The organism is Streptomyces sp. R33 (assembly GCF_041200175.1).
Lineage (GTDB): Bacteria > Actinomycetota > Actinomycetes > Streptomycetales > Streptomycetaceae > Streptomyces > Streptomyces katrae_B.
Genome location: NZ_CP165727.1, coordinates 2297390 through 2321027 on the forward strand (window position 1 = coordinate 2297390; position 23638 = coordinate 2321027).

Here is a 23638-nt window from a genome sequence, read left to right on the forward strand (position 1 = left end):
GAAGAGGCCTTTCAGGAGATTGGTCCTCGATCTCTTCATCATCGCCACATCCCCCTGAACCCCAAGGAGCTCACGATCGAATCAGCCACACTTTGCGCAAGTCTGGCGCCCGTGAAGGCGAGTGCCAGTCCCGCCACGTCCCCTGCGAGGCCGAGGCTCTGTTCGGTGCAACCCTGGGCTCCGCTGGAGTAGGATCCGCACGCATTAATGATCATGGGTATCCGGGTGAGCACCTTGGCGCCCATGGCCGACTGGCCGACAGACGCGGCGGTCGCAGCGCAGGGCTCATTCCCCCAGGCCATGCATCCCACGGCGACACTATCAGACAGAAAAGCAAGAGTTCCGGCACTCTCGTTCGCCAAGGAAATGCTGTCCTTGTGCTCATCGATGACATCTTCGATCCACCAGGCGTCCGCCTTTGCTTCGCCGGCCTTTCTGCATTCCGTAATACTGTCCCCGCCCTTCACGCAGTCCAGGGTTTCAACCCATTCCTTCTGCTCTTCCACCGTGTAATCGGGAGTTCCCTGATAACCCTGCTGCTGCAGTGACTTGAATTGATCACTGGTAAGGGGCATCCCAAGGGCGTACACCTTCTTTTTGGTGGGCGCATTCCCGCCCGCGCTCCCCGACTTACCCGACTTGCCCGAGCCGCCCGAGTTGCGGCAGGTAGAGTTCACGCACCCATAGTGCTTCTGGCGGTAATAGTCGGGGGACAGGGTTCCGCCGTTGGATTCAACGATCTCCTCATAGCGGTTGCCGTAATCATACGGGTCATTGCCGTTGTGGCACTTGTACATGCCGCTGGCGCACTCTTCGAGTTGCTTGCCGGTGGGGTCCCAGAAAGTGAAGGGGTTCTGGTTGGAGTAGGTGTATCCGTGGAGCTGCTGCGAGTCCTTCAGGTCCATGATCGGGTCGACAGAGATGAACCGCCCGGTCAGGGGATCGTAGTCGCGTGCGCCGATGTGGGTGAGGCCGGTGTCGGCGTCCTTGGTTCCGCCGACGAAGCCCTTGTCGCCCGTCCAGCCGGTGGGCTGGCTGCCGCGGGTCTCGCCGAAGAGCCCGGTCTTGCGGCGGGTCACGGCCTGGGTGGCGTCCGCGGTGATCTGAGTGGTGCCGGTGCCGTGGTGGTCGGTGAGGGTGAAGGTGAGCTTGCCGCCCTCCCGCATGGCGACGCCGTCGTAGTAACGGGTGCCGGTGACCGCTCCGGCCTTGTCCAGGCGGAGTTCGTTGCCACCGGGCAGGTAGAGCGTAGTGCTCTTGGTGTCCTTGCGGAGCAGGCGCTGGCCGGCGGCGTCATAGACGAAGGAGTTGCTGGAAGTGCCCTGGGTGAGGGTCTTCAGGTGTCCTTCGACGTCCCAGTCCAGGTACTGCGTTTCGCCGGTGCCGCTCTTGCGGGTCTTGGTGTTGCCGCTCTCGTCGTAGGTGAACGTCTCGTCATGGACGTCGGTGCCGGTCTGCGTGACCTTGGTCAGGTCGTGCTTGCCGGCGGTCGGCGGGGCGTAGGTGCGTATGGTGTCGGCAGTCGGGCCCGAGGCCGTCTTGTGCTTGGTCTCGGTCTTGCGGTTGCCGACCGCGTCGTAGGTGTAGGTCGTCCAGTACGGATCCTCGCCACCGATGACGGTCGCCGACGGGGAGCTCGCGCAGGCCTCGTCCTTGTTGGTCCAGGCCTCGGTGATGCGGCGCAGTGCGTCCAGGTTGACGCACTGGGTGTCGGTGGTGCGTGCGGCGTCCTGGCCGTACACCGTGGCAATGGAGGTGAGGTTGCCCGCGGGGTCGTTGGTGTACTTGGTGTCCTCGATCCGCTGGGGTGCGAGGTCGCGGTCGGTGTAGGCACGGCTGATCGCGCCGGTGTGCTCGTCGTACTCGGTCGAGCGGTACAGGCGCTGACCGATGGCCCCGAGCTCGTGGCGGATGCTGCGGCCGTAGTGGTCGTAGGTCATCGCCGAGACGAGGCGGCTGCTGCCCGCGCCCATGTTGTTGAGGAGGCCGGAGACCGACTTGTAGGTGCTGCCGACCGTCTCCGCGGGCAGGTCGCCCATGGCCGGCTGCTTGGTCGTCAGGATCTGACCTGTGATGTTGTAGGTGTTCGTCCACTGGTAGGTGCCGGCCAGCGCCCCGGTGTCCGGGGTGGACGGGATGGTCACCTTGGTGGTGAGAGGCTGGTAAAGGTTGTTATAGGCGAGGACCTCGGACTCGTACGCCTTGCCGTCCACGTAGCGCGTGGACTTCGCCGCGTGGCCCTTGGCGACCGTGTCGTAGACCTGCGCGATGAGCACGGTCTGGCCCTGCTTGACGGCGGTGGGGCGGCCGAGGTCGTCGTAGTCGGTGTGCAGCGTGATACCGCGGGCGTCGGTGATGTCCGTGGTGCGGTCACCGGCGTCGTAGGTGACCTTCGTGACGCCCTTGTCCGGGTCGTTCGACTCGACCTGTCGGCCGCGGACGTCATAAGTGGCTGTCCACTTCGCATTGCCCGGGTCGGTGACCTGGGCGAGCTGGCCGAGCTTGTTGTAGCTGTACAGCGTCGACTGCGAGGTCGTGCGGGCCGCGTTGGTGTACTGCTTGCTTTCGACGGTGCGGCCCAGCGCGTCGACGACCGTGGTCGTCGCTGTCCCGCCCTGGGGCGGGATCACCGTGGTGCTGTCACCGGTGTAGCTAGTGGTGGCGCGCTTGGTCTCGGTGCCGAACTTCTTGGAGATCACTACGGTCGGCCGTCCGGCACCGTCGAAGACGGTGTCGGTCGAGGCCGGGTACGTGGTCTCCGTTCCCGTCACCAGATCAGGTGAGGGCGCGCCGTCGGCGTAGTAGGTGCCGGAGCTCCGCCAGGCCAGGCCGCGGGTGTCGTAGAACGTCTCCGTGATCAGTCGTCCGGAGAGGTCGGGCGACTGAGTCTGCGTCTGGCGCTCGCGCAGCAAGCCGTCCTGGATGGAGTACACGATGGAGTACTTGTAGTCGTGCGTCAGGGACTTGGAGGTAACGACGTTCGGGCCATCGTTGCGGACCGTGTAGTCGAACACGCGGCTGGGCGCGTTCGGGTTCGCCTCGACCGTCCAGTTCGGGAGCCAGACCTTGGTCATACGCCCGAGGGCGTCGTACGCCGTGGTGGTGACCTTGCCGTTGGCGTCGGTCACCTTCGTCGGCAGCCCACGCAGCGGGTCCACCTCGGAAGTGGTGGTGTGCGCGAGCGGGTTCGTCACGACCATGGACGTCGGAACCTCGCCCGTGGCCGGGGTGTAGGCGGTCGTGCTGACCTTGTTGTACGCGTTGGTGCCGGCCAGGGCTCGGCCGTAGATGTCGTAGCAGAGCTCGTTCTTGGCGGCGCCGCAGGTCGACGGCACGGTGGAGACGACGTCGTACCCGTCGCCCTTGCCGTTGATCTTCTCGTTCTTCGTCACCAGGCCCGAACCGGGAACGGTGCCGAGCGCGCCGTTGTCGAAGTAGGTACGGACGTCGGAGATGACGTCGGACGGCCGGCTGACGGGTGAGCCGCATGTCGCAGCCACGGCCTCGACGCGGCTTTGCTTGTTCAGGATCCAGCTCGTGGTGTTGCGGGCGTACGTGGTCGTGGTGCAGGCCTCGTCACCCGTCTTGGCGGTGTCGCCCGTCGAGGACTCCCAGTCGACCATGCCGTACTCGTCGAAGTGGCGGCTGGCCTCGATCGTGCGCGTACCGCCGGTGACGGTGGTTCGAGTGGCTTCCTTCTCCGTTCCCGTCTTGTACGAGACGAGGTCGGGCAGGCCCGAACGGACCCGCTTGGCCACGAGATCCGACCGCCAGGGCGTGTTGGACTTGGCGCTGATCAGCTTGGCCGTGTCGTCACCCTGGTAGCTGGCCGACTCACGGACCATGCCGGCGAACTCGGGCCGGTCGGTGACTGCGACGCCTGCCGAGTCCTTGACGTCCTTGCCGTCGATACCGCGGAAGTAGCGGGCCTCGCTCAGCGTCTTCGGGTCGGCCGCGGCGCCCGTACGGGTCTGGACCAGTTCGTAGCCGCGTGCCACGGAGTGGACGCGGTCCTCGGCCTTGGTGAGTTCGTCGGTGCTCTTCGACCAGGCCGCTCCGCCCACGTAGGTGTACGAGGTCACCTTGTCAGGGGTGGAGGCGAGATTGTCGCCCTCGACGATCTGGGTCGCCACGTAGGAGTTGAACCAGTCGACCTTCGAGGTGTCGCCCTCCCAGGCCCACTTGACCGGGTAGCAGCGCGTCGTGTTCGTCTCGTCCGGCTTGGGGAGCGTGGTGGGGGTGCAGTCGGGCTGGGAGTAGGTGACACCGATGGTGCCTCCGCTCTCGGTGTTCACCTGGGACATCCGCAGCCGGATGTACGGCGCGAGGCCGTCACCGGTGGCGTCCACCCGGTTCGGGCGCTGCTCACCGGTGAAGGTGACCGGGGGGAGCGGGGTGTCCGTGGCGGCGCCCGCCTTGCCGGTTCGGGTGATGGACTTCAGCCACATCGGGGTGGAGATGCCGTCGCCCGCCGGCGGGAAGTTCTGGTCCAGGGTCCAGGAGTCGACGTCCTGGTAGGCGCCGCCGGTCAGGACCTTGGTGTTGATGCCGGTCAGGCGCTTGCGCGACCAGAAGGTGGGTGAGTACTGGCCCTTGCACTCGGTGGACCCGTCCTTGCAGAACAGGTCGTACGGGGCGTCCGGCCAGTTCTTCGCGTTCGTCTCGTCGAAGGTGCCGCAGGTGCTCAGGCAGCGCTCGGAGACGTCGAAGGTGACCTGGCCCATCGCCTTGGCGGTGTAGACACTGTCGGAGCGCAGGCCGTAGTCGATGTGGTCGAGCCAGCCGCCGCGGACGTACGGGGTGACCGTGGCCTTGCCGGTGGTCTCCGACACGTTGCGGCCGTAGTTGTTGGTCTCGGTCTTCCAGTAGTACGCCATCGCGGCCCCGCCGGGAGCGACCACGTAGTCGAGCTGCCAGCGCCAGGCCTGCTGGCACCAGCCGCTCGCGAACGAGGCGTTGTAGCAGGGCTCGCCCGCCTGGTTGCCGAACACCGGAACCGTCCAGGCGGAGTTCGTCGTCGGCGTCGACGCGTCCTTCCAGCCCGGCAGACGATTCAGACCGAAGAAGTACTGCGTACCGTCGGTCGTGGTGATCTTCCAGTGCTCACCGTCGTTGTCGCCGTTGTTGGCACCGGTGAGCTTCTCAACCTTCTCACCCGAGTCGGCGGCCGGGTGCCAGCCCTTGCCCGCCTCGTAGACCAGCTCGGTCGACTTGCCGCCCAGCGACATGGTGGCGTTGTCGTTGAACCAGCACTGGTCACCCACCTTGGTGGTGTTCGAGCCGCCGGTCTTGTCGTCGTTGCACGCCTTGTACCTGCGCTCGATGAACCCGGGCTCCCAGTTCCAGCCGTCACCGATCCACGACGCCTGGCTGTTCGACGCGCTCATCCGGCCGTCGACCGACTGCGAGCTGTAGCTCAGACCGATCTGAGGCGCCTGGCCGCCGGGAACGGCGGGAGTGCTGATGCCGTAGGTCCAGGAGAAACTGCCGGTCGAACCGCCCGAACTCCAGGAGCCCGAGGGCTGGAGCGAGGTCGCCTTGTAGTCACCCGTCGGGCCGGAGTCACCCGCCGTCGCAGCGAGGACGGTCGCACCGCCGCTCGCGGCAGCGGCCGCCGGGGCCGCCTGCGCGCCCGCCGACTTCGCCGAAGGTGCGACGCGCGGCGTGGTGACCTGCGCGGACAGCTTGCCCGCGCGCGTGTCGTTGCGCGTCTGCAGCGGCTTCTGCGTACGGCACTCCGCACGCTCCGGCGTCGTCAGCGCACACGCCGGAAGCTCCACCAGGCGCAGACGGGAGACGTAGTCACCGCCGTAGGCGCCGCGGAACGAGTTGTAGTCCACCTCGACCTTGGCCGAAGCGGACTGCGCGGAGCCGTCCGAGCGGCCCACCGACAGCAGTACGCCGTCGACGCCCGCCTTGCGCGCCGCGTCCTTGCCGACGACGGAGACCTTCACCTTCGACGGCGCCTCGGCGGCCTTGCCCGGCGCCACGTACACCGCGACCGGGAGCTTGCCCGCCTGCTGCGAACCCGAGCCGTTGGCCGGAGCCTGCGCCGCGCCGGAGAGGAACGACTTCCCGACCGGGACGGACGAGAGGTCCACCTCCGCCGAACCGGCCGCCGGCCAGGAGACCTTCGGAGCCTTCCACGGCGTCGCCGCGTCATCGGCCTTCTTCGCCCCACCCGCACGGACCGGCTTGACCGGCACCGCCTTCGGCTGCTTGAGCTCCGGCAACGAAGGCCCCGATTTGCTGTCCGCTACGGCAACAGCGCCAGGGAGCATGCCTGAGAGGACTGCTGCGGCCAACGCCACAGAAAGCCCTCGTATGCGAGATTTTCTCACACCCCACCCCAACCATTCATAACAATTTACTGGCGCAGACTAACAGGGCGAATTCACCAATCCGGGCCCTCGCTGACGGCTTCCATATGGCCTTCGACCGAAGCAATTGCCGCAAAGTGGATCTTGCGGACCAATGAGGGCAGGTCATCTAAGTCTGACACACAAGCTGCAGGTCAGAGCGTTTGAAGGTCGGCACCTCGCGTAGAGTTGGCCCGGAATATCCAACAGTTGGAGTGTGCGTGAGAAGAAATGAGGCCCTCTCCGGTACGCCGGGTGGGCGGGGGATTTCCAGGGGCATTTCCGTGGCCCTGATAACCGGAATAGTCGCCACCGGATTGGCTGTAATACAGCCCCCGACTACCGCCGTCGCCGCGACCGATCCTGTCGCCGAGGGCTCCATGAGCCCGGCCGACTTCGCGCTGGCCAAGGCCAAGGAAACGGGGCAGCCCTACGAGCTGACCTCCGCGCGCACCGAGACCTCGGACACCTGGGCGCTGCCGACGGGCAAGTGGACCGTCAAGCGGTACGGGACGACGGTGCGGGTGCGTCGGGCCGGCGCGTGGGTCGCGACCGATCCCACGCTGCAGTTCGCGACGGACGGCACGGTGGCTCCCAAGGCGTCGGCAGTCAGCATCGCCTTCTCCGGCGGCGGCACCGGGCCTCTGCTGACCGGGGTCAGGGACGGCCGTACGCTCTCGTTGACCTGGCCGAAGGCGCTGCCCAAGCCGACGCTGGCCGGGAACGTGGCGACGTACGCCAACGTGCTGCCCGACGTGGACCTGCAGCTGAAGGCCGACGTCGAGGGCTTCTCGGAGCTGCTCGTCGTCAAGACGGCCGAGGCGGCCAAGCACCCCGACCTCGCCACCCTGAAGTTCAAGCTCGACACCGTGGGCCTGAACGTCTCGTCCAATGCCACCACCGGCCTGCTCAGCGCAGTGAACCCCGCGGGCCAGACCGTGTTCACCGCGTCCGCGCCGATGATGTGGGACTCCACCACCACCGGAGCCGCCGCTCCCCAGGCCAAGACGGCCGTGAGTGCGGCCTCCGCCGCGGCCGACGGGTCCGAACCCGCCGCGCCCGCCGATGCGTTCGTCGCGCCGTCCGGCGCGAAGGACGCGCAGATGCCGACCACGGTGGCCGGCGGCAACCTGGAGATCAAGCCCGACCAGGCCCTCCTGACCGGCGCGGCCACCAAATACCCCGTGTTCATCGACCCCTCGGTCGCCTGGGGCGAGCGCCAGAACTGGGCCTGGGCGTACCGGAGCTGGCCGAAGAACTCGTACTGGAACACCAAGCAGGACGTCCGCGTCGGCTACGAGAGCGAGACGAACGGGCTGTCGCGCTCCTTCTTCCAGCTCGACACCGCCAACCTCAAGGGCGCCCAGGTCACCAAGTCCACGTTCCGCATCAAGGAGACGTGGTCCTGGTCCTGCACGCCCACTCCCGTGGAGCTGTGGAGCACCGGCCCCATCTCCTCCGCGACCACCTGGAACAGCCAGCCCGGGAAGGGCACCAAGCTGGCGACCGTCTCCGCCGCCAAGGGCCGTCCCGACTGCGGCGCCGGCAACCTCGAGTTCGACGCCACCGCGGCCGCCAAGGAGTCCGCGTCCAAGGGCTGGTCCAGCGTGACGCTGGGCCTGTACGCGTCCAACGAGAGCGACCAGTACCAGTGGAAGCGCTTCGACCCGAAGACGATCACCCTGGAGACGGAGTACAACAACCCGCCCCGGACCCCCGCCGACCCGGGCACGTCGCCGTGGGTGCCCTGCGTCGAGGGCGGAAAGATCGGCAACACCACGATCGGTCTCTACTCGACGATCTCGGACCCCGACTCCGGGAACCTGAGGGCCGAGTACCAGGTCTTCAAGGCCGGCCAGAGCGCACCGGTCGCCACCCAGACGATCCCCGCCAACAACGGCAAGGTCGCCACGTGGAACGTCCCTGACGCCAGCCTGCCCGACGGCGACTACACCTGGAAGGTCCGCGCGACCGATCAGGACAACGCCACTTCCGCCTGGTCGCAGACCTGCAAGTTCTCGGTCGACCGCACCCGGCCGGCCAAGGCGCCGAAGATCAGCTCGACCGTCTTCCCCGACGGGAGGAGCGGCTGGCCCGCCACCACCGGCAAGGCCCGTACGCCCGGCTCGTTCACCCTCTCCGCCAACGGCGTGAAGGACGCGACCTGGTACGGGTACTACACCGACTGGGATCCGGAGCTCAAGAGCAACACCGTGGCCCCCGGTGCCTCGGTCGACGTCCAGCTCACCCCGCCCGGCGCCGGACCGCACTACGTCTACGCCTTCAGCCAGGACGCGGCCGGCAACCGCTCCGACACCACGGCCTACCTCTTCTACGCCACCCGTTCGGTCGCCAAGGACACGTCCGGCGACCTCAACGGCGACGGGAACCGCGACATCTGGAGCAACGACTCCTTCGGCAACCTGATGACGTACGCCGGCCAGGGCAACGGCAAGTTCACCGCCGCGACCAGGGCGGGCAAGAACTTCAACGGCGCCCGCATCGACACGCTCGGCGACTGGGACGGCAACGGGTACAACGACCTCGTCTCCCTCGAACAGGCGGCCGGGATGACGGCCAAGAAGCTCTTCGCCTACGCCAACAACGGCCAGGGCGGCGCGGACAACCCCGTCGAGATGACGGTGGCGTGCCCCGTGAAGAACCCCGGCGCAGGATGTGACTACGGTCCGGACTGGAACGGCGACGACCACTGGTACAACGCCGAGCAGGTCATCGCGCCCGGCGACCTCAACGGGGACGAGACGCCCGATCTGCTGGTCAAGCAGGGCAAGCAGCTCTGGGCGTACTACGGCAGCGTCTTCGGCACCCTCGACGGCAACGGGGAACCGGTGCTCGTCGGCAACACCGACTGGGACAAGTACACCGTCGTCGCCCCCGGTGACCTCAACGGGGACAAGGTTCCCGACCTCCTGCTCCGGGACAACGCCACCGGCGACATCCTGCGCACCTACGGCAAGAAGAGCAAGGACCCGACGTACATCGTCGACTTCGCCACCTGGGGCACCCAGACCCGTACCAAGATCGGCAGCGGCGTGACCCAGGCCGCCTTCCCGCAGATCGGCTCGGCCGGCGACGTCTCCGGTGACGGCGTGGCCGACCTGTGGGCCCGGCAGGCCGACAACACGGTCCTCGGCTGGAACGGAGTCGCCTCGGGCGGCACCCTCACGGCGTTCTCCGCCAACTACCAGATCGACAGTGTGCCCGGAGCGAAGATCCCGGCGGGCACCACCTTGGCCTCGGGCGAGGAGTTCGCTTCCGGCAACTCCAAGCTCGTCATGCGGGCCGACGGCAACCTGGTCCTGACCACCAAGGACAACAAGCAGATCTGGTCCACGAACACCGGCGGCCACAACGGCGCCCTGGCCCGTATGCAGAACGACGGAAACTTCGTCGTCTACGCCGCCGACGGCACCACCGCCCTGTGGAGCAGCAAGACCGCCACCCCCTACTCCTACGCGGTGCTGCATCCCCGCGGTGTGCTGGTGATCTACAACGCCTCCGGTCAGAGCCTGTGGACCAGTGGTTCGCAGAGCCGACCCGATTACAACAGCGACGGTTTCACCGACGTCGTCGCCCGCGATGCCCAGGGCGACGCGTGGGTCTACAAGGGAACCGGCGGAACCGGCACCAGCACGCTCGGCGGCCGCTACTTCATCGGCAACGGATTCTGGCGCGACTACTGGACGCACCTCTACACCGCCGACCTCAACAACGACGGCCGTTCGGACATCGTCGGCCGCACCAAGGAGGGCGACCTCTACCTCTTCCCGGGTACGGGCTCGGAAACCAACGCATTCGCCGGCCGCTACCTCATCGGCGTCGGCTGGAACGGCTACGACCTGGGCTTCGGTGACGTCAACCTCGACGGTCGCACCGACGTCTTCGCCCGTGACGGGAATGCGGACCTGTGGGTCTACCCGGGTGCCGGCGGGACCGGCACCAGCACGCTCAGTGCACGCACGTTCATCGGCAACGGCTTCTGGCCCGGGGGTTGGGAGACCCTGCGGTACGCCGACATGAACGGGGACAGCAAGATCGACATCGTGGGCCGCACCGACCAGGGAGACGTGTACCTCTTCCCGAACTCCACCGGTGCGGACGGCAAGATCTCCTTCGGTGCCCGGACCTTCGAGGGCAACGGCTGGTGGGTCGGCGGATGGAACCCGTACCCCACCGACCTCAACAGCGACGGCGCTCCCGAGCACGTCGGTGTCCTGAACAACGGGGAGCTCTACGACTTCCTGCCGAACCAGGGCCGCGTCCTGGTCGGCAACGGCTGGAACGGTTACGACATACTCCTCTGACGCACGACCGTGAACGCTGAGGGGTGAGGTCCCGTACGGGGCCTCACCCCTCAGTCGTGCCCCTCGAACCGCATCTGTTTCACCTGAAGCAGTGAACTGCTCCTTATCCGGACGGCGGCAGGGGTAGAGGCGTGCTGATCTCGTGCGGGGGGCCGCAGCCAAGGGACCCCGCACCCTCGGACGGAAAGGTCCATCGCGCCGTGACACAGCCGTTTCGACTGCCGGATTTCTACGTGCCCTATCCGGCACGACTGAACCCGCACCTGGAGGCCGCGCGAACGCACACCCGGCAGTGGGCCCGCGACTTCGGGATGCTGGAGGGATCCGGCGTCTGGACGCAGAAGGACCTGGACTCGCACGACTACGCGCTGCTGTGCTCGTACACGCACCCCGACTGCGACGGCGACGCGCTGGACCTGGTCACCGACTGGTACGTGTGGGTGTTCTTCTTCGACGACCACTTCCTGGAGGTCTACAAGCGCACCCAGGACCGCGCGGGCGCCAAGAAGTACCTCGACGGGCTCGCCGCCTTCATGCCGATGGACCTCGCCGACGGGTTCCCCGAGCCCTCGAACCCGGTCGAGGCGGGCCTGAAAGACCTGTGGTCGCGGACCGTGCCCGCGATGTCGATGGACTGGCGGGAACGATTCTCCGAGTCGACGAGGAACCTCCTCAACGAGTCGATGTGGGAGCTCCACAACATCAACATCGGCCGGGTGGCCAATCCGCTCGAGTACATCGAGATGCGCCGCAAGGTCGGCGGCGCCCCCTGGTCCGCGGGGCTGATCGAGTACGTTTCCGCCGAGGTGCCGGCCCGGGTCGCGCACGCGCGCCCGCTCGAGGTGCTCCGCGACGCGTTCTCCGACGCGGTGCACATCCGCAACGACATCTTCTCGTACCAGCGCGAGGTGGAGCAGGAGGGCGAACTCTCCAATGCCGTCCTGGTCCTGGAGACCTTCCTGAAGTGCACCACCCAGGAGGCCGCCGACCTGTCGAACGACCTGCTGACCTCGCGGCTCCAGCAGTTCGAGTACACGGCCCTCGCCGAGGTCCCCGCGCTCGCCGCCCTGCACGGGCTGGACCCCGTCGAGCTGGCGTCCGTACTCGCGTACGCGAAGGGCCTGCAGGACTGGCAGTCCGGCGGCCACGAATGGCACATGGTCTCCAGCCGGTACATGAACACCGGGGCCAGGGCGGGGGCGGCCTCCCCGCTCACCCTGCCCTTCATGCCCAGCGGGCCCGGAACCGCCGCCCTCGACCTGCGCTCGGTGTTCACCCCCCGCGCCATGGACATGCGCCGGCGCAGCTTCACGCACGTGCCGTTCCGGAAGGTGGGCCCCTCGCTGCTGCCCGAGTTCCACATGCCGTTCCCGCTCACCCTCAGCCCGCACCTGGACCGGGCCCGCCGCGAACTGGTGCTCTGGTCGCGGGAGATGGGCCTGCTCCAGGCGCAGCCCGGCGATCCCGGCTCCGACATCTGGGACGAGGACAAGCTGGTCGGCATGGACTTCGCCCTGTGCTCGGCGGGCATCGACCCCGACGCCACGGCCGAGGCCCTGTGCCTGAGCGCGCAGTGGCTGACCTGGGGCACGTACGCCGACGACTACTACCCCAAGGTCTTCGGCGGGTCGAAGTCACCCGGCGCGGCGCGGGCGGCGACCGACCGGCTGATCGCCATGATCCCGGTCGACCCGGCCGAGGCCCCGGAGCCGGTCACCGCGATGGAGCGGAGCCTGAAGGACCTGTGGGCCCGGACCGTCGCCGGGATGGGCGCTGCGATGCGCGCGGAGTTCCGCGGGCACGTCATCGGGATGCTGGACAGCTGGGTCTGGGAGATCGGCAACGCCGTCGTGAACCGGATTCCGGACCCGGTCGACTACGCCGAGATGCGCCGCTTCACCTTCGGCTCGTACCTGACGATGTTCCTGGCCAAGTTCGGCCACGAGGGCGACGGCGTCCCGCCCGAGGTCTACCGGGACGGCGTGATGCGCTCGCTGGAGAGCGCGGCGGCGGACGTCGGGTGCATCGTCAACGACCTCTTCTCGTACCAGAAGGAGATCGAGGTCGAGGGCGAGGTCCACAACCACGTCCTCGTCACCCAGAACTTCTTCGACATCGACTACCCGCAGGCTTTCGCGATCGTCGCCGACCTGCTGGAGCAGCGCACCCGGGAGTTCGAGCACATCCGCGACCACCAGCTTCCGGTGCTGTACGAGGACCACGGCCTCGGCCGGCCGGCGCGCGCCTCGCTCGACGCCTACGTGCGGGAGCTGGAGGACTGGATGGCCGCCGTCCTCAACTGGCACCGGAACGTGCGCCGTTACCGCGACGAGGACCTGCACCCGAAGCCCACCGGAATGAGCCCCGGCGCCTGGAGCTCCTCCTTCGGCATGGCGGCGGCCCGCATCTCCCTGCCGGCCTGACCCCGGCCCGGCCCGGGCAGTGCGCCTACCGCTGCCCGGGCGGGCGGACGCCACTCCTGCGGGCGCCGTTACTGCGGACCCGTCCAGCCCGTGGGGACGTGGCCGAGGCGGACGCGCTGGGGGTGGTCGCCGACGGGGACGGAGACCCGCTTGGTCCCGGTGGCGAAGTCGATGGCGGTGACCCGGTCGGCGCCGCTCTCGGAGATCACGCAGGCCGTGCCGTCCCCGTCGACGGTGGCCCAGTACGGCTTGTCGGCCTGGACCAGCGGCCCCTCGGCGAGGGTGGCGCGGTCCACGACGGTGACGTAGTCGTCCATGGTGCCCGCGATGCAGAGCTTGGCGCCGTCCGGACTCATGGACATGCCGTGGTGGCGGGAGTCGTTGACCCAGGTGGTGCGGTCCGCGTTGGTGGCGGGGTTGCGGGGGAACTCCTTGATCCGGGTGATCCGGTCGGTGGCCACGTCGTACTCCACGACCCCGTTGAAGAAGGACACCTGGAAGTAGAGCTTGGACTCGTCGGGGCTGAACGACATGGGCCGGACCGCGTCGGACAGGTCCGGGCGGCCGAAGGCGTCCAGCCGCGCGCGCATGTCGATCACGCGGACCGTACGGAAGGTCTGCGCGTCGACGACGGTGATCTTCCGGTCGCCCTTCGTCCAGTCCAGCCACGGCGCGTCGAGGGCGGAGGTGACATCGCCGATCGAGCTGTTCCACAGGTAGCGGCCGTCACGGGAGAAGGAGTTCTCGTGCGGCTTGTCGCCGGTCGGGAAGGAGCCGAGCTGCCGCCCGGTGGCGATGTCCAGTACGTGCACGGTGTTGGCGGTGGAGGCGGAGACGGCGACCCGGGTGCCGTCGGGCGAGACGGCCATGTGGTCGGAGCGGTAGCCGGAAACGGGAAAGCGCCAGTTGACCCGGCCCGTCCGCACGTCGATCGAGACGACGTCGGCGAAGCTGGGGCGGGAGGCGACCACGGCGGTGCCGTCCGGGGTGGTGTACATGTCGTCCACGAACTGGTCGTGCCCCTCGCCCGCGGTGGCGCGGATGCCGAGGAAGAAGCCGAGCTTGATCGGATTGAGGTAGATCTCCCGGAGCCGCTCCTCCTTGTCGGGGATCATGTTGATCCGCCCGACCTTGGCGAGGTCGCCGGTGGAGGCGAGCACGTCGGCGGTCCCCTCCCAGTTGTTGCCGACGAAGAGCACCTCGCGGACGCCGGGGCCCGCGGCCGGACCGGCGGCCGGGGCGGAGGCCGAGGCGGGGCCCCCGGCGAGGGAGGCCGCGAGCAGCGCACAGCCGGCGAGGAGCGTGACGACGGGGGTACGGGCGGTGCGGGCCGTGCGGGCCGTGCGGGCCGTGCGGGCGGTGCGGGCCGTGCGGGCGGTGCGGGCGGTCCGGGACATCCGCTCAACTCCGTTGCAGAAAGGCGCTGTTACCGGCCGGTAAAATAGGCGGAACGGCAAAAGGGCGCAACCCTCGGGTCACGCCCTTTTCTTCACACCCGTCTTCAGGCCCTCTTCTTCACGTCTTTCAAGCGACGGAGCCGATCCTGCCGATCACGGTGTTCGAGGTGTCCGGGTGGATCGGTATGTGCGCTCCGGTGAGGGCCGCGCCGGAGCCGCCGCGGCGGTTGGCGACGATCTCGGCGGCGATGGACAGCGCGGTCTCCTCCGGGGAGCGGGCGCCCAGGTCCAGGCCGATCGGGGAGCGCAGCCGGGCCAGCTCCAGCTCGCTCACGCCGACCTCGCGGAGCCGCTTGTTGCGGTCCTCGTGGGTGCGGCGGGAGCCCATGGCGCCGACGTACGCGACGGGCAGCCTGAGGGCCTGTTCGAGGAGCGGGACGTCGAACTTGGCGTCGTGGGTGAGCACGCACAGAACGGTCCGGCCGTCCAGCGAGCCCGCCGAGGACTGCGCCTCGAGGTAGCGGTGCGGCCATTCGACGACGATCTCGTCCGCCTCGGGGAAACGGTTCTTCGTCGCGAACACGGGCCGCGCGTCACACAGGGTCACGTGGTAGCCGAGGAATTTGCCGATCCGCACCAGGGCGGACGCGAAGTCGATGGCACCGAAGACGATCATCCGCGGCGGCGGGACGCTGGACTCGACGAGCACCTTGAGCGGCTCTCCGCAGAGCCGGCCGTCGGCGCCGATCTCCAGCACGCCGGTCCTGCCCGCGTCCAGCAGGGCCCGGGCCTCCTCGGCGATGGTGCGGTCCAGCTCGGGGTGTCCCCCGAAACCGCCCTCGTGGCCGCCGTCGCCCCGGACGAGTACGGCGCGGCCCTTGAGCTCGGCCGGCCCTTCCGCGATCCGGGCGACCGCCGCGGCCTCACCGCGGGCCGCCGCGGCCAGTGCGGCCGCGAACACCTCGCGCGCCGGGGATCCCACGGGGACCGGGGTGACGAGGATGTCGATGATCCCGCCGCAGGTCAGGCCCACGGCGAAGGCATCGTCGTCGCTGTAGCCGAAGGTCTCGAGGACGGTCTCGCCGTCCTCCAGCGCCTGCCGGCACAGCTCGTACACCGCGCCCTCCACGCATCCGCCGGAAACCGAGCCGATGGCCGTGCCCTCGCCGTCGACGGCGAGTGCGGCTCCGGGCTGCCGGGGCGCGCTCCCGCCGACCGCCACCACGGTGGCGACGGCGAAGTCACGTCCCTGCTCGACCCACCGGTTCAGTTCTTCGGCGATGTCCAGCATGTGCGGCCTCCTCGGAGAGGTTCGGTTACCAGTATCGGATGCGTGGAGGGTCAGGTCCCGGTCACGGGCCCGGCCTTACTTCACACCGAGCCACGCCTCGATCGGGTGGAGGGCGAAGAAGACCAGGAAGACGCCGGTCAGGACCCACATGAAGGCGCCGATCTCGCGGGCCTTGCCCTGCGCGATCTTGATGGCCACGTAGGAGATGACACCGGCGGCGACGCCCGGGGTGATCGAGTACGTGAAGGGCATGACCACCACGGTCAGGAAGACCGGGATGGCGGTCGCGGTGTCGGCCCAGTCCACGTGGCGGGCGTTCTGCATCATCATCGCGCCGATGACCACGAGGGCCGCGGAGGCGACCTCACCCGGGACGATCTGCGTGATCGGGGTGAAGAAGAGGCAGGCGGCGAAGAACAGGCCCGTGACGACGGAGGCGAGGCCCGTGCGGGCGCCCTCGCCGACGCCGGTGGCGGACTCGACGAACACGGTCTGGCCGGAGCCACCCGCGACACCACCGATGGCGCCACCGGCGCCGTCGATGAACAGGGCCTTGGACAGGCCCGGCATGCGGCCCTTGTCGTCGGCCAGCTTGGCCTCGGTGCCGACGCCGATGATGGTCGCCATCGCGTCGAAGAAGCCGGCGAGGACCAGGGTGAAGACGATCATGCCGACCGTCATGACGCCGACGTCGCCCCAGCCGCCGAACTCGACCTTGCCGAAGAGCGAGAAGTCGGGCATCGAGACCGCGGAGCCGTCCAGGGTCGGCGGACCGTTGCGCCAGGCCTTCGCGTCGATGTCCGCGACGGCGTTGAGGATCGCGGCGAGCACGGTGCCGCCGACGATGCCGATCAGGATCGCACCGGGGACCTTGCGGGCCTGCAGCATGAAGATGGTCAGCAGGGTGACGCAGAAGATCAGGACGGGCCAGCCGGCGAGCTCGCCGACGGAACCGAGCTGGACCGGGGGACCGAACTCGGAGCCCTTGCCCACGAAGCCGGCCTTCACGAGGCCGATCAGGGCGACGAACATGCCGATGCCCATGGTGATCGCGTGCTTGAGCGCGAGCGGGATCGCGTTCATGATCATCTCGCGGAGGCCGGTGACGACCAGGAGACAGATCACGACGCCGTACATCACGCACATGCCCATGGCCTGCGGCCAGGTCATCTGGGGGGCGACCTGCGAGGAGAGCACGCCGGAGACCGAAAGGCCTGCGGCCAGCGCCAGCGGGACCTTGCCGACGAAGCCCATGAGGAGCGTGGTCAGGGCCGCGGCGAACGCGGTGGCGGTGATGAGAGCCTTCTGGCTCATGGTGTCTCCGGCGACGTCCTTGCCGGAGAGGATCAGCGGGTTGAGCAGGAGGATGTACGCCATGGCCATGAAGGTCGTGACTCCGCCACGTACCTCGTTGCCGACGCTGGATCCTCTGTGGGTGATGTGAAAGTACCGGTCGAGCCAAGAACGCCCGGCGGGGGTACGAGAGCCGTCGCCGGCCTCTTCCGCGGTGGTCTTGGGCTCCACAGACGACTGGGTCATGGTGCCTAACTCCCAAGGTTCAAAGGGGCACCCGCATGAAGATTGGAGACGCGGGATTTGGGAAACTCCGTTTGGCTGCACGACCCGGGGTGACGGCCCGAGGCGACGCGAAATGCACTGCGTGTACTGCGGGTACTGCGGGGGTTCTGCGGTACGGGTGGCGGCTCCGGGGTGCCGGGGCCACGGGGGGGGTGCGTGGGGGTGCTGCCGGTGGAACGGACCGCGAGCGGTGCGGTCTTCGTACTCCGGACTTCTTGCTCCGGGCGGTGCGGCTGGAAGTGTGACGTTCCCGGTGTCACACCGCCCGGAAATCTGTGGGGGTCCGGGGGCCTCGCGGCCCCCGGACCACGCCGTCCTAGAGGGTGCCGGTGAGGGCTTCCGGACGGATCGGCGTCTTGTTGAGCTCCAGACCGGTCGCCGCCCGGATCGCCGCGAGGACGGCCGGGGTGGACGAGAGGGTCGGGGCCTCGCCGAGACCGCGAAGGCCGTACGGCGCGTTCGGGTCGGCGAGCTCCAGGACGTCGACCGGGATGGTCGGGGTGTCGAGGATGGTCGGGATCAGGTAGTCCGTGAAGGAGGGGTTGCGCACCTTCGCGGTCTTCGGGTCCACGATGATCTCCTCCATGACCGCCACGCCGAGACCCTGGGTGGTACCACCCTGGATCTGGCCGACCACGGAGAGCATGTTCAGCGCCTTGCCGACGTCCTGGGCGGTCGCCAGCTCGACGACCTTGACCAGGCCGAGCTCGGTGTCCACCTCCACCACCGCGCGGTGCGCGGCGAAGGTGTACTGGACGTGGCCGTCGCCCTGGCCGGTCTTCAGGTCGAACGCGACGGTCGGCCGGTGCCGGAACTCCAGCTCCAGGTCGATCGCCTCGTCCTCGAGGATGTCGGCGATGTCCGCGAGGACCTCGCCGCCGTCGGTGACGACCTTGCCGCCCTCCAGGAGGAGCTCGGCGTGGGCCCAGGCCGGGTGGTACGAGCCGTTCTTGCGACGGCCGATCTCCAGCAGGGCCTCGCGGACCGCCTCACAGGTGTTCTTCACGGCGCCACCGGTCATGTACGTCTGCCGCGAGGCGGACGTGGAACCGGCGGAGCCGACCTGCGTGTCGGCCGGGTGGATGGTCACCTGCGTGACGCCCAGCTCGGTACGGGCGATCTGCGCGTGGACGGTGACACCGCCCTGGCCGACCTCCGCCATGGCCGTGTGGACCATCGCGACGGGCTCGCCGTTGATGACCTCCAGGCGCACGCGGGCGGTGGAGTAGTCGTCGAAGCCCTCGGAGAAGCCGACGTTCTTGATGCCGACCGCGTAGCCGACACCGCGGACGACGCCCTCGCCGTGGGTGGTGTTGGACAGGCCGCCCGGCAGTGCGCGGACGTCCGCGCCCTCACCGGCGGTCTCCCACTGGCGCTCCGGCGGCAGCGGGCGGGCCTTGACCCGGCGCAGCAGCTCGGCGACCGGGGCCGGGGAGTCCACGACCTGGCCGGTGGGCATGATCGTGCCCATCTCCATGGCGTTCAGCTGGCGGAACTCGACCGGGTCCATGCCCAGCTTCGCCGCGAGCTTGTCCATCTGGGCCTCGTACGCGAAGCAGGCCTGGACGGCGCCGAAGCCGCGCATCGCGCCGCAGGGCGGGTTGTTCGTGTAGAGCGCGATCGCCTCGATGTCGACGTCATCGATGACGTACGGGCCGACGGAGAGCGAGGAGGCGTTGCCGACGACCGCCGGGGAGGCGGAGGCGTACGCGCCGCCGTCCAGGACGATCTTGCACTTCATGTGCGTGATCTTGCCGTCCTTGGTGGCGCCGTGCTCGTAGTACAGCTTCGCCGGGTGACGGTGCACGTGGCCGAAGAAGGACTCGAACCGGTTGTAGACGATCTTGACCGGCTTGTTCGTGGCCAGGGCCAGGAGGCAGGCGTGGATCTGCATCGAGATGTCCTCGCGGCCGCCGAAGGCACCGCCGACGCCCGAGAGCGTCATGCGCACCTTCTCCTCGGGGAGACCGAGGACGGGGGCGATCTGCTTGAGGTCCGAGTGCAGCCACTGGGTGGCGACGTAGAGGTCGACACCGCCGTCCTCTGAGGGCACGGCCAGGCCGGACTCCGGGCCGAGGAAGGCCTGGTCCTGCATGCCGAAGGTGTACTCGCCCTCGACGATGACGTCGGCGCGCTTGCGGGCCTCTTCCACGTTGCCGCGGATGATCGGCTGGCGGTGCACGATGTTCGGGTGCGGGACGTGACCGGAGTGGTGGTCGTCGCGGCCCTCGTGGATCAGCGGCGCGTCGGCGGCGAGGGCGGAGGCCTCGTCCGTGACGAGCGGCAGCTCCTTGTAGTCGATCTTGATCTTGGCGGCCGCGCGGCGGGCGGTCTCCGGGTGGTCGGCGGCCACGAGGGCGACCGGCTCACCGTGGTGACGTACCCGGCCGTTGGCGAGAACCGGGGTGTCCTGGATCTCGAGACCGTAGTTCTTCATCTCGGCCGGCAGGTCGTCGTACGTCAGCACCGAGTAGACGCCCGGCATGGCCAGGGCCTCGGAGATGTCGATGGAGACGATCTCGGCGTGGGCGACGGTGCTGCGCAGGGTCTGGCCCCACAGCATGTCCTCGTGCCACATGTCCGAGGAGTACGCGAACTCACCGGTGACCTTGAGGGTGCCGTCCGGGCGGAGCGTGGACTCGCCGATGCCGCCCTTGTTGTGCTTCTGGGTGACGTTGGTCGGCGTGCCGGCCGGTACCGTGCGGGTGTTCTGAGCCATGGTCAGACCGCCTCTCCCTGACGGGCGGCCGCGAGGCGGACCGCGTCGAGGATCTTCTCGTAGCCCGTGCAGCGGCAGAGGTTGCCGGACAGGGCCTCACGGATGTCCTGGTCGGACGGGTCGGCGTTGCGCTCCAGGAGCTCGTCCGCCTGGACCAGCAGACCCGGGGTGCAGAAACCGCACTGGACCGCGCCGGCGTCGATGAACGCCTGCTGGATGTTGGAGAGCTCGACGCCCTCACCGGTCTGGGAGTCACCGGGCTTGGCCGCCCAGCGCTTCGCCTCGTCGGTCGAGACGCCGTTGCTGCCGCAGCCCCCGCCGGTGCCGCAGGCACCGCCGTGGCCGTGGGCCTCGCGCTGCTTGGCGAAGTCGGCCAGGCCCTCGACGGTCACGACGTCGCGGCCCTCGACCTGACCGGCCGCGACCAGACAGGAACAGACCGGCACGCCGTCGAGGCGGACGGTGCAGGAACCGCACTCGCCCTGCTCGCACGCGTTCTTGGAGCCGGGCAGACCCAGGCGCTCACGCAGCACGTAGAGGAGGGACTCGCCCTCCCACACGTCGTCGGCTTCCTGCTGACGACCGTTGACAGTGAAATTGACGCGCATGGTTACGCAGCCCCTTCAAGCGAGCGGCCGTTGTTGCCGCGGTACTGCTCCCACGTCCAGACCAGCTGGCGGCGAGCCAGGATGCCGACCGCGTGACGGCGGTACTTCGCCGTGCCGCGGACGTCGTCGATCGGGTTGCACGCGCCGGAGGCGAGCTCACCGAACTGCTTGGCGATCGACGGGGTGATGACCTTGCCGGACTCCCAGAAACCGCCCTCTTCGAGCGCGGCGTTCAGGAACTCCTCCGCGGCCTTCGCCCGGATCGGGGTCGGGGCGGCCGAGGCGATGCCCGTACGCACGGTGCGGGTGTCGGTGTGCAGCGCGAGGCCGAAACCGCAGACCGCGATGACCATCGCGTTGCGGGTGCCGACCTTGGAGTACTGCTGCGGGCCCGTGGCGTTCTTGATGTGCACCGACTTGATGAGCTCGTCGGCGGCGAGCGCGTTGCGCTTGACGCCGGTGTAGAACTCGTCGATCGGGATCAGGCGCGAGCCGCGTACGGACTCGACCTCGACCTCGCAGTCGGCGGCGAGCAGGGCGGGGTGGGAGTCGCCGGCCGGCGAGGCGCAACCGAGGTTGCCGCCGACACCGCCGCGGTTGCGGATCTGGGGAGACGCGACCGTGTGCGAGGCGAGCGCGAGACCCGGCAGCGTGCCGCGCAGGTTCTCCATGATCTGGGTGTACGGGACGGAGGCGCCGAGCTTGGTGACCTCCTCGCCTACCTCCCACTCCCGCAGCAGGCCGATGCGGTTGAGGTCAAGGAGGTACTCCGGACGGCGGTGGTCGAAGTTGATCTCGACCATGATGTCAGTGCCACCCGCAATCGGCACAGCTGTGGGGTACTCGGCCTTAGCGGCGAGTGCCTCCTCCCAGCTGGCGGGGCGAAGGAAGTCCATGTGCGGCTCTCTTCTTCTTCATCGTGTCGTTCACTTCAAGCCAGGAGGCCCGGGGGGCCCTCGACTGGTCGTTCACGTGCTGTTAACGCGGTGTGGAGTCAGTACACAAGCCGCGCGTCCCCCCGGTGCAGTCACCGAAACCATGAAGGAGTTGGCTGGCGGCCTCCCTCGTCTTGTAGATTCGTATGAAAGGCAGGATGCAACGACCTGCCCGATTTCCTACGGCAACATTCGAGACAGATCGGCGGCGACACCATGCGGCTGCGCGCACTGCTGGAAACCGAGGCGCTGGGGCTGCGGCTGCTGGGCGGCGAGGACGAACTCGACCGGACGGTCCGCGGCGTCATGACGACCGACCTGAGGGATCCCAGCCGATACCTCACGGGGGGCGAACTCGTCCTCACCGGCCTGGCCTGGCGAAGAAATTCAGCCGACTCCGAGCCGTTCGTACGAATCCTGGCGAGCGCGGGCGTCGCGGGCCTCGCGGCCGGCGAGGCGGAGCTCGGGGACATCCCCGATGATCTCGTTTCAGCCTGTCGGCGCAACCGGCTGCCGCTGTTCGCTGTAAACGAAGACGTTGCATTCGCCACGATCACCGAGTACGTGGTCCGGCAGGTCTCCGGGGAGCGCGCGGGCGACCTCGCGGCCGTCGTGGACCGGCACCGCCGCCTGATGACCTCGGGTCCCGCGGGCGGTGGACCCGACGTGGTGCTCGATCTGCTCACCACCGACCTCGATCTGCGCGCCTGGGTGCTGTCCCCCACGGGCCGGCAGATCGCCGGCGCGGGAGAACCCCTGGCACCAGGCGTCTGCGCGACGCTGGCCGGCGAGCACCTGGCGGCGGTCCGCACCGGGCGCAGGGGCCCGCACCGGATCTCCATCCAGGGTATTACCTACTCCCTGTTCCCGATCAGGGGAGCGGGGCGGGGCCCGGGCGGCCCCGGGGCCCGTGACGTGCGCGAGAGCGTGCTCTCGGACTGGCTGCTGGCCGTCGAGGCGGACGCGGGCGACTGGCCCGCGGAGCGGCTCGACCTGCTCCAGGGCGTGACCCAGCTGATCGCCGTCGAGCGGGACCGGCGCGACGCGGCCCGTACGGTGCGCCGCCGCCTCGCCCAGGAGGTGCTGGAGCTCGTCCAGACGGGCGCCGCGCCCGCCGAGATCGCCGCCCGCCTGCGGGTCGCGGCCCCGGTGCTGCTGCCCGGGCTGGGCACCGCCCCGCACTGGCAGGTCGTCGTGGCGCGGGTGGACTGGGAGGGCGGGGACATCCCCGGCGGCCCGGTGGCCCAGTCGCTGCTGGAGGAGATCCTGGTCGACCCGTCCGTCTCGGGGCCCGAGCCCTCGGACCGGATCGCGGTGGCCCATGCGGGTGACGAGGCCATCGCGCTCGTGCCGCTGCCCGCGCTGCCCGGGGAGCCCGGCGAGGAGAAGGGCGGCCCGGACAGCGCCCTGCACGCCGACGAGCTGCTCTCCGTCGTACGGGAGCCCCTCCAGGCGGGCCTCGCCGACGACGGCCGGCTCACCCTCGGCGTCAGCGCGGCCGTGCACTCCGCGGAGGGGCTGCGCGGGGCGCTGGAGGAGGCCCGGCACGCCCGCCGGGTCGCCGCGGCGCGCCCGGGCCGGGTCTGCGCGGCGGGCCACCACGAGCTGGCCTCGCACGTACTGCTGCTGCCGTTCGTCCCGGACGACGTGCGCCGTGCCTTCACGGCGCGCCTGCTGGACCCGCTGCGGGACTACGACCGCCGCCACCGCGCGGAGCTCATTCCGACGCTGGAGGCGTTCTTGGACTGCGACGGCTCGTGGACGCGGTGTGCGACGCGGCTGCACCTGCACGTCAACACGCTGCGCTACCGGGTCGGGCGAATCGAGCAGTTGACGTCGCGTGACCTGTCGCGGCTGGAGGACAAGCTCGACTTCTTCCTGGCACTGCGGATGAGCTGAGCCGATCCGGCCAACGTCGGTGCCGGGCGCCTGACGCGGCGTCCGGACTTTGTGAAAGAGTTCACCCGACCCCTTGGCCGAAGCCGTCGATCCGTGCTCTCATT

Annotated in this window: 10 protein-coding genes; 3 read left to right on the plus strand and 7 right to left on the minus strand. The window is 68.9% G+C overall.

Going from position 1 to position 23638, the window contains the following annotated elements:
- Nucleotides 1–38 precede the first annotated feature (38 nt).
- Nucleotides 39–6233: an RHS repeat domain-containing protein gene (locus AB5J51_RS10810; protein ID WP_369777573.1), complete on the minus strand. Its 6195-nt coding sequence runs from the start codon at nucleotides 6231–6233 to the stop codon at nucleotides 39–41.
- Nucleotides 6234–6739: 506 nt separating this feature from the next.
- Here AB5J51_RS10810 and AB5J51_RS10815 point away from each other — a divergent pair.
- Entirely contained in the window at nucleotides 6740–10684 is a 3945-nt protein-coding gene (locus AB5J51_RS10815; RefSeq protein WP_369777574.1) for an FG-GAP-like repeat-containing protein, read from the plus strand.
- 200 nt (nucleotides 10685–10884) lie between these two features.
- On the plus strand, nucleotides 10885–13107 hold the full coding sequence (locus AB5J51_RS10820; RefSeq protein ID WP_369777575.1) for a germacradienol/geosmin synthase: 2223 nt from the start codon (nucleotides 10885–10887) through the stop codon (nucleotides 13105–13107).
- A gap of 68 nt (nucleotides 13108–13175) precedes the next feature.
- On the opposite strand, the gene AB5J51_RS10825 is transcribed toward AB5J51_RS10820, so the two are convergent.
- From AB5J51_RS10825 to AB5J51_RS10850, 6 genes are all read right to left on the minus strand, one after another.
- Nucleotides 13176–14504 (minus strand): YncE family protein, encoded by a 1329-nt coding sequence (locus AB5J51_RS10825; RefSeq protein ID WP_369777576.1) that lies wholly within the window; start codon nucleotides 14502–14504, stop codon nucleotides 13176–13178.
- A 127-nt stretch (nucleotides 14505–14631) separates the two neighbouring features.
- Nucleotides 14632–15795 carry an XdhC family protein gene (locus tag AB5J51_RS10830; protein ID WP_133896522.1) on the minus strand — a complete coding sequence of 388 codons (1164 nt, stop codon included), beginning with the start codon at nucleotides 15793–15795 and terminating at the stop codon, nucleotides 14632–14634.
- A gap of 75 nt (nucleotides 15796–15870) precedes the next feature.
- Nucleotides 15871–17334, minus strand: a complete 1464-nt coding sequence (locus AB5J51_RS10835; protein ID WP_053785653.1) for an NCS2 family permease — start codon at nucleotides 17332–17334, stop codon at nucleotides 15871–15873.
- A 355-nt stretch (nucleotides 17335–17689) separates the two neighbouring features.
- Nucleotides 17690–20092 carry a xanthine dehydrogenase subunit D gene (gene pucD, locus AB5J51_RS10840; protein WP_053785652.1) on the minus strand — a complete coding sequence of 801 codons (2403 nt, stop codon included), beginning with the start codon at nucleotides 20090–20092 and terminating at the stop codon, nucleotides 17690–17692.
- Nucleotides 20093–20094: 2 nt separating this feature from the next.
- Nucleotides 20095–20700: a (2Fe-2S)-binding protein gene (locus tag AB5J51_RS10845; RefSeq protein WP_030293177.1), complete on the minus strand. Its 606-nt coding sequence runs from the start codon at nucleotides 20698–20700 to the stop codon at nucleotides 20095–20097.
- A 2-nt stretch (nucleotides 20701–20702) separates the two neighbouring features.
- Nucleotides 20703–21596 carry a xanthine dehydrogenase family protein subunit M gene (locus tag AB5J51_RS10850; RefSeq protein ID WP_053785651.1) on the minus strand — a complete coding sequence of 298 codons (894 nt, stop codon included), beginning with the start codon at nucleotides 21594–21596 and terminating at the stop codon, nucleotides 20703–20705.
- A 255-nt stretch (nucleotides 21597–21851) separates the two neighbouring features.
- Here AB5J51_RS10850 and AB5J51_RS10855 point away from each other — a divergent pair, with 255 nt between their 5' ends.
- Nucleotides 21852–23534, plus strand: coding sequence for a PucR family transcriptional regulator ligand-binding domain-containing protein (locus AB5J51_RS10855; protein WP_053785650.1), 1683 nt, complete (start codon nucleotides 21852–21854; stop codon nucleotides 23532–23534).
- Nucleotides 23535–23638 lie beyond the last annotated feature (104 nt).

Bases quoted from the DNA above. Each gene is read 5' to 3' on its own strand.
- AB5J51_RS10815 (WP_369777574.1), top strand. From the start codon at position 6,740: ATGAGCCCGGCCGACTTCGCGCTGGCCAAGGCCAAGGAAACGGGGCAG.
- AB5J51_RS10825 (WP_369777576.1), bottom strand. From the start codon at position 14,504: ATGTCCCGGACCGCCCGCACCGCCCGCACGGCCCGCACCGCCCGCACG.
- AB5J51_RS10830 (WP_133896522.1), bottom strand. From the start codon at position 15,795: ATGCTGGACATCGCCGAAGAACTGAACCGGTGGGTCGAGCAGGGACGT.
- AB5J51_RS10835 (WP_053785653.1), bottom strand. From the start codon at position 17,334: ATGACCCAGTCGTCTGTGGAGCCCAAGACCACCGCGGAAGAGGCCGGC.
- pucD (WP_053785652.1), bottom strand. From the start codon at position 20,092: ATGGCTCAGAACACCCGCACGGTACCGGCCGGCACGCCGACCAACGTC.
- AB5J51_RS10845 (WP_030293177.1), bottom strand. From the start codon at position 20,700: ATGCGCGTCAATTTCACTGTCAACGGTCGTCAGCAGGAAGCCGACGAC.
- AB5J51_RS10850 (WP_053785651.1), bottom strand. From the start codon at position 21,596: ATGGACTTCCTTCGCCCCGCCAGCTGGGAGGAGGCACTCGCCGCTAAG.
- AB5J51_RS10855 (WP_053785650.1), top strand. From the start codon at position 21,852: ATGCGGCTGCGCGCACTGCTGGAAACCGAGGCGCTGGGGCTGCGGCTG.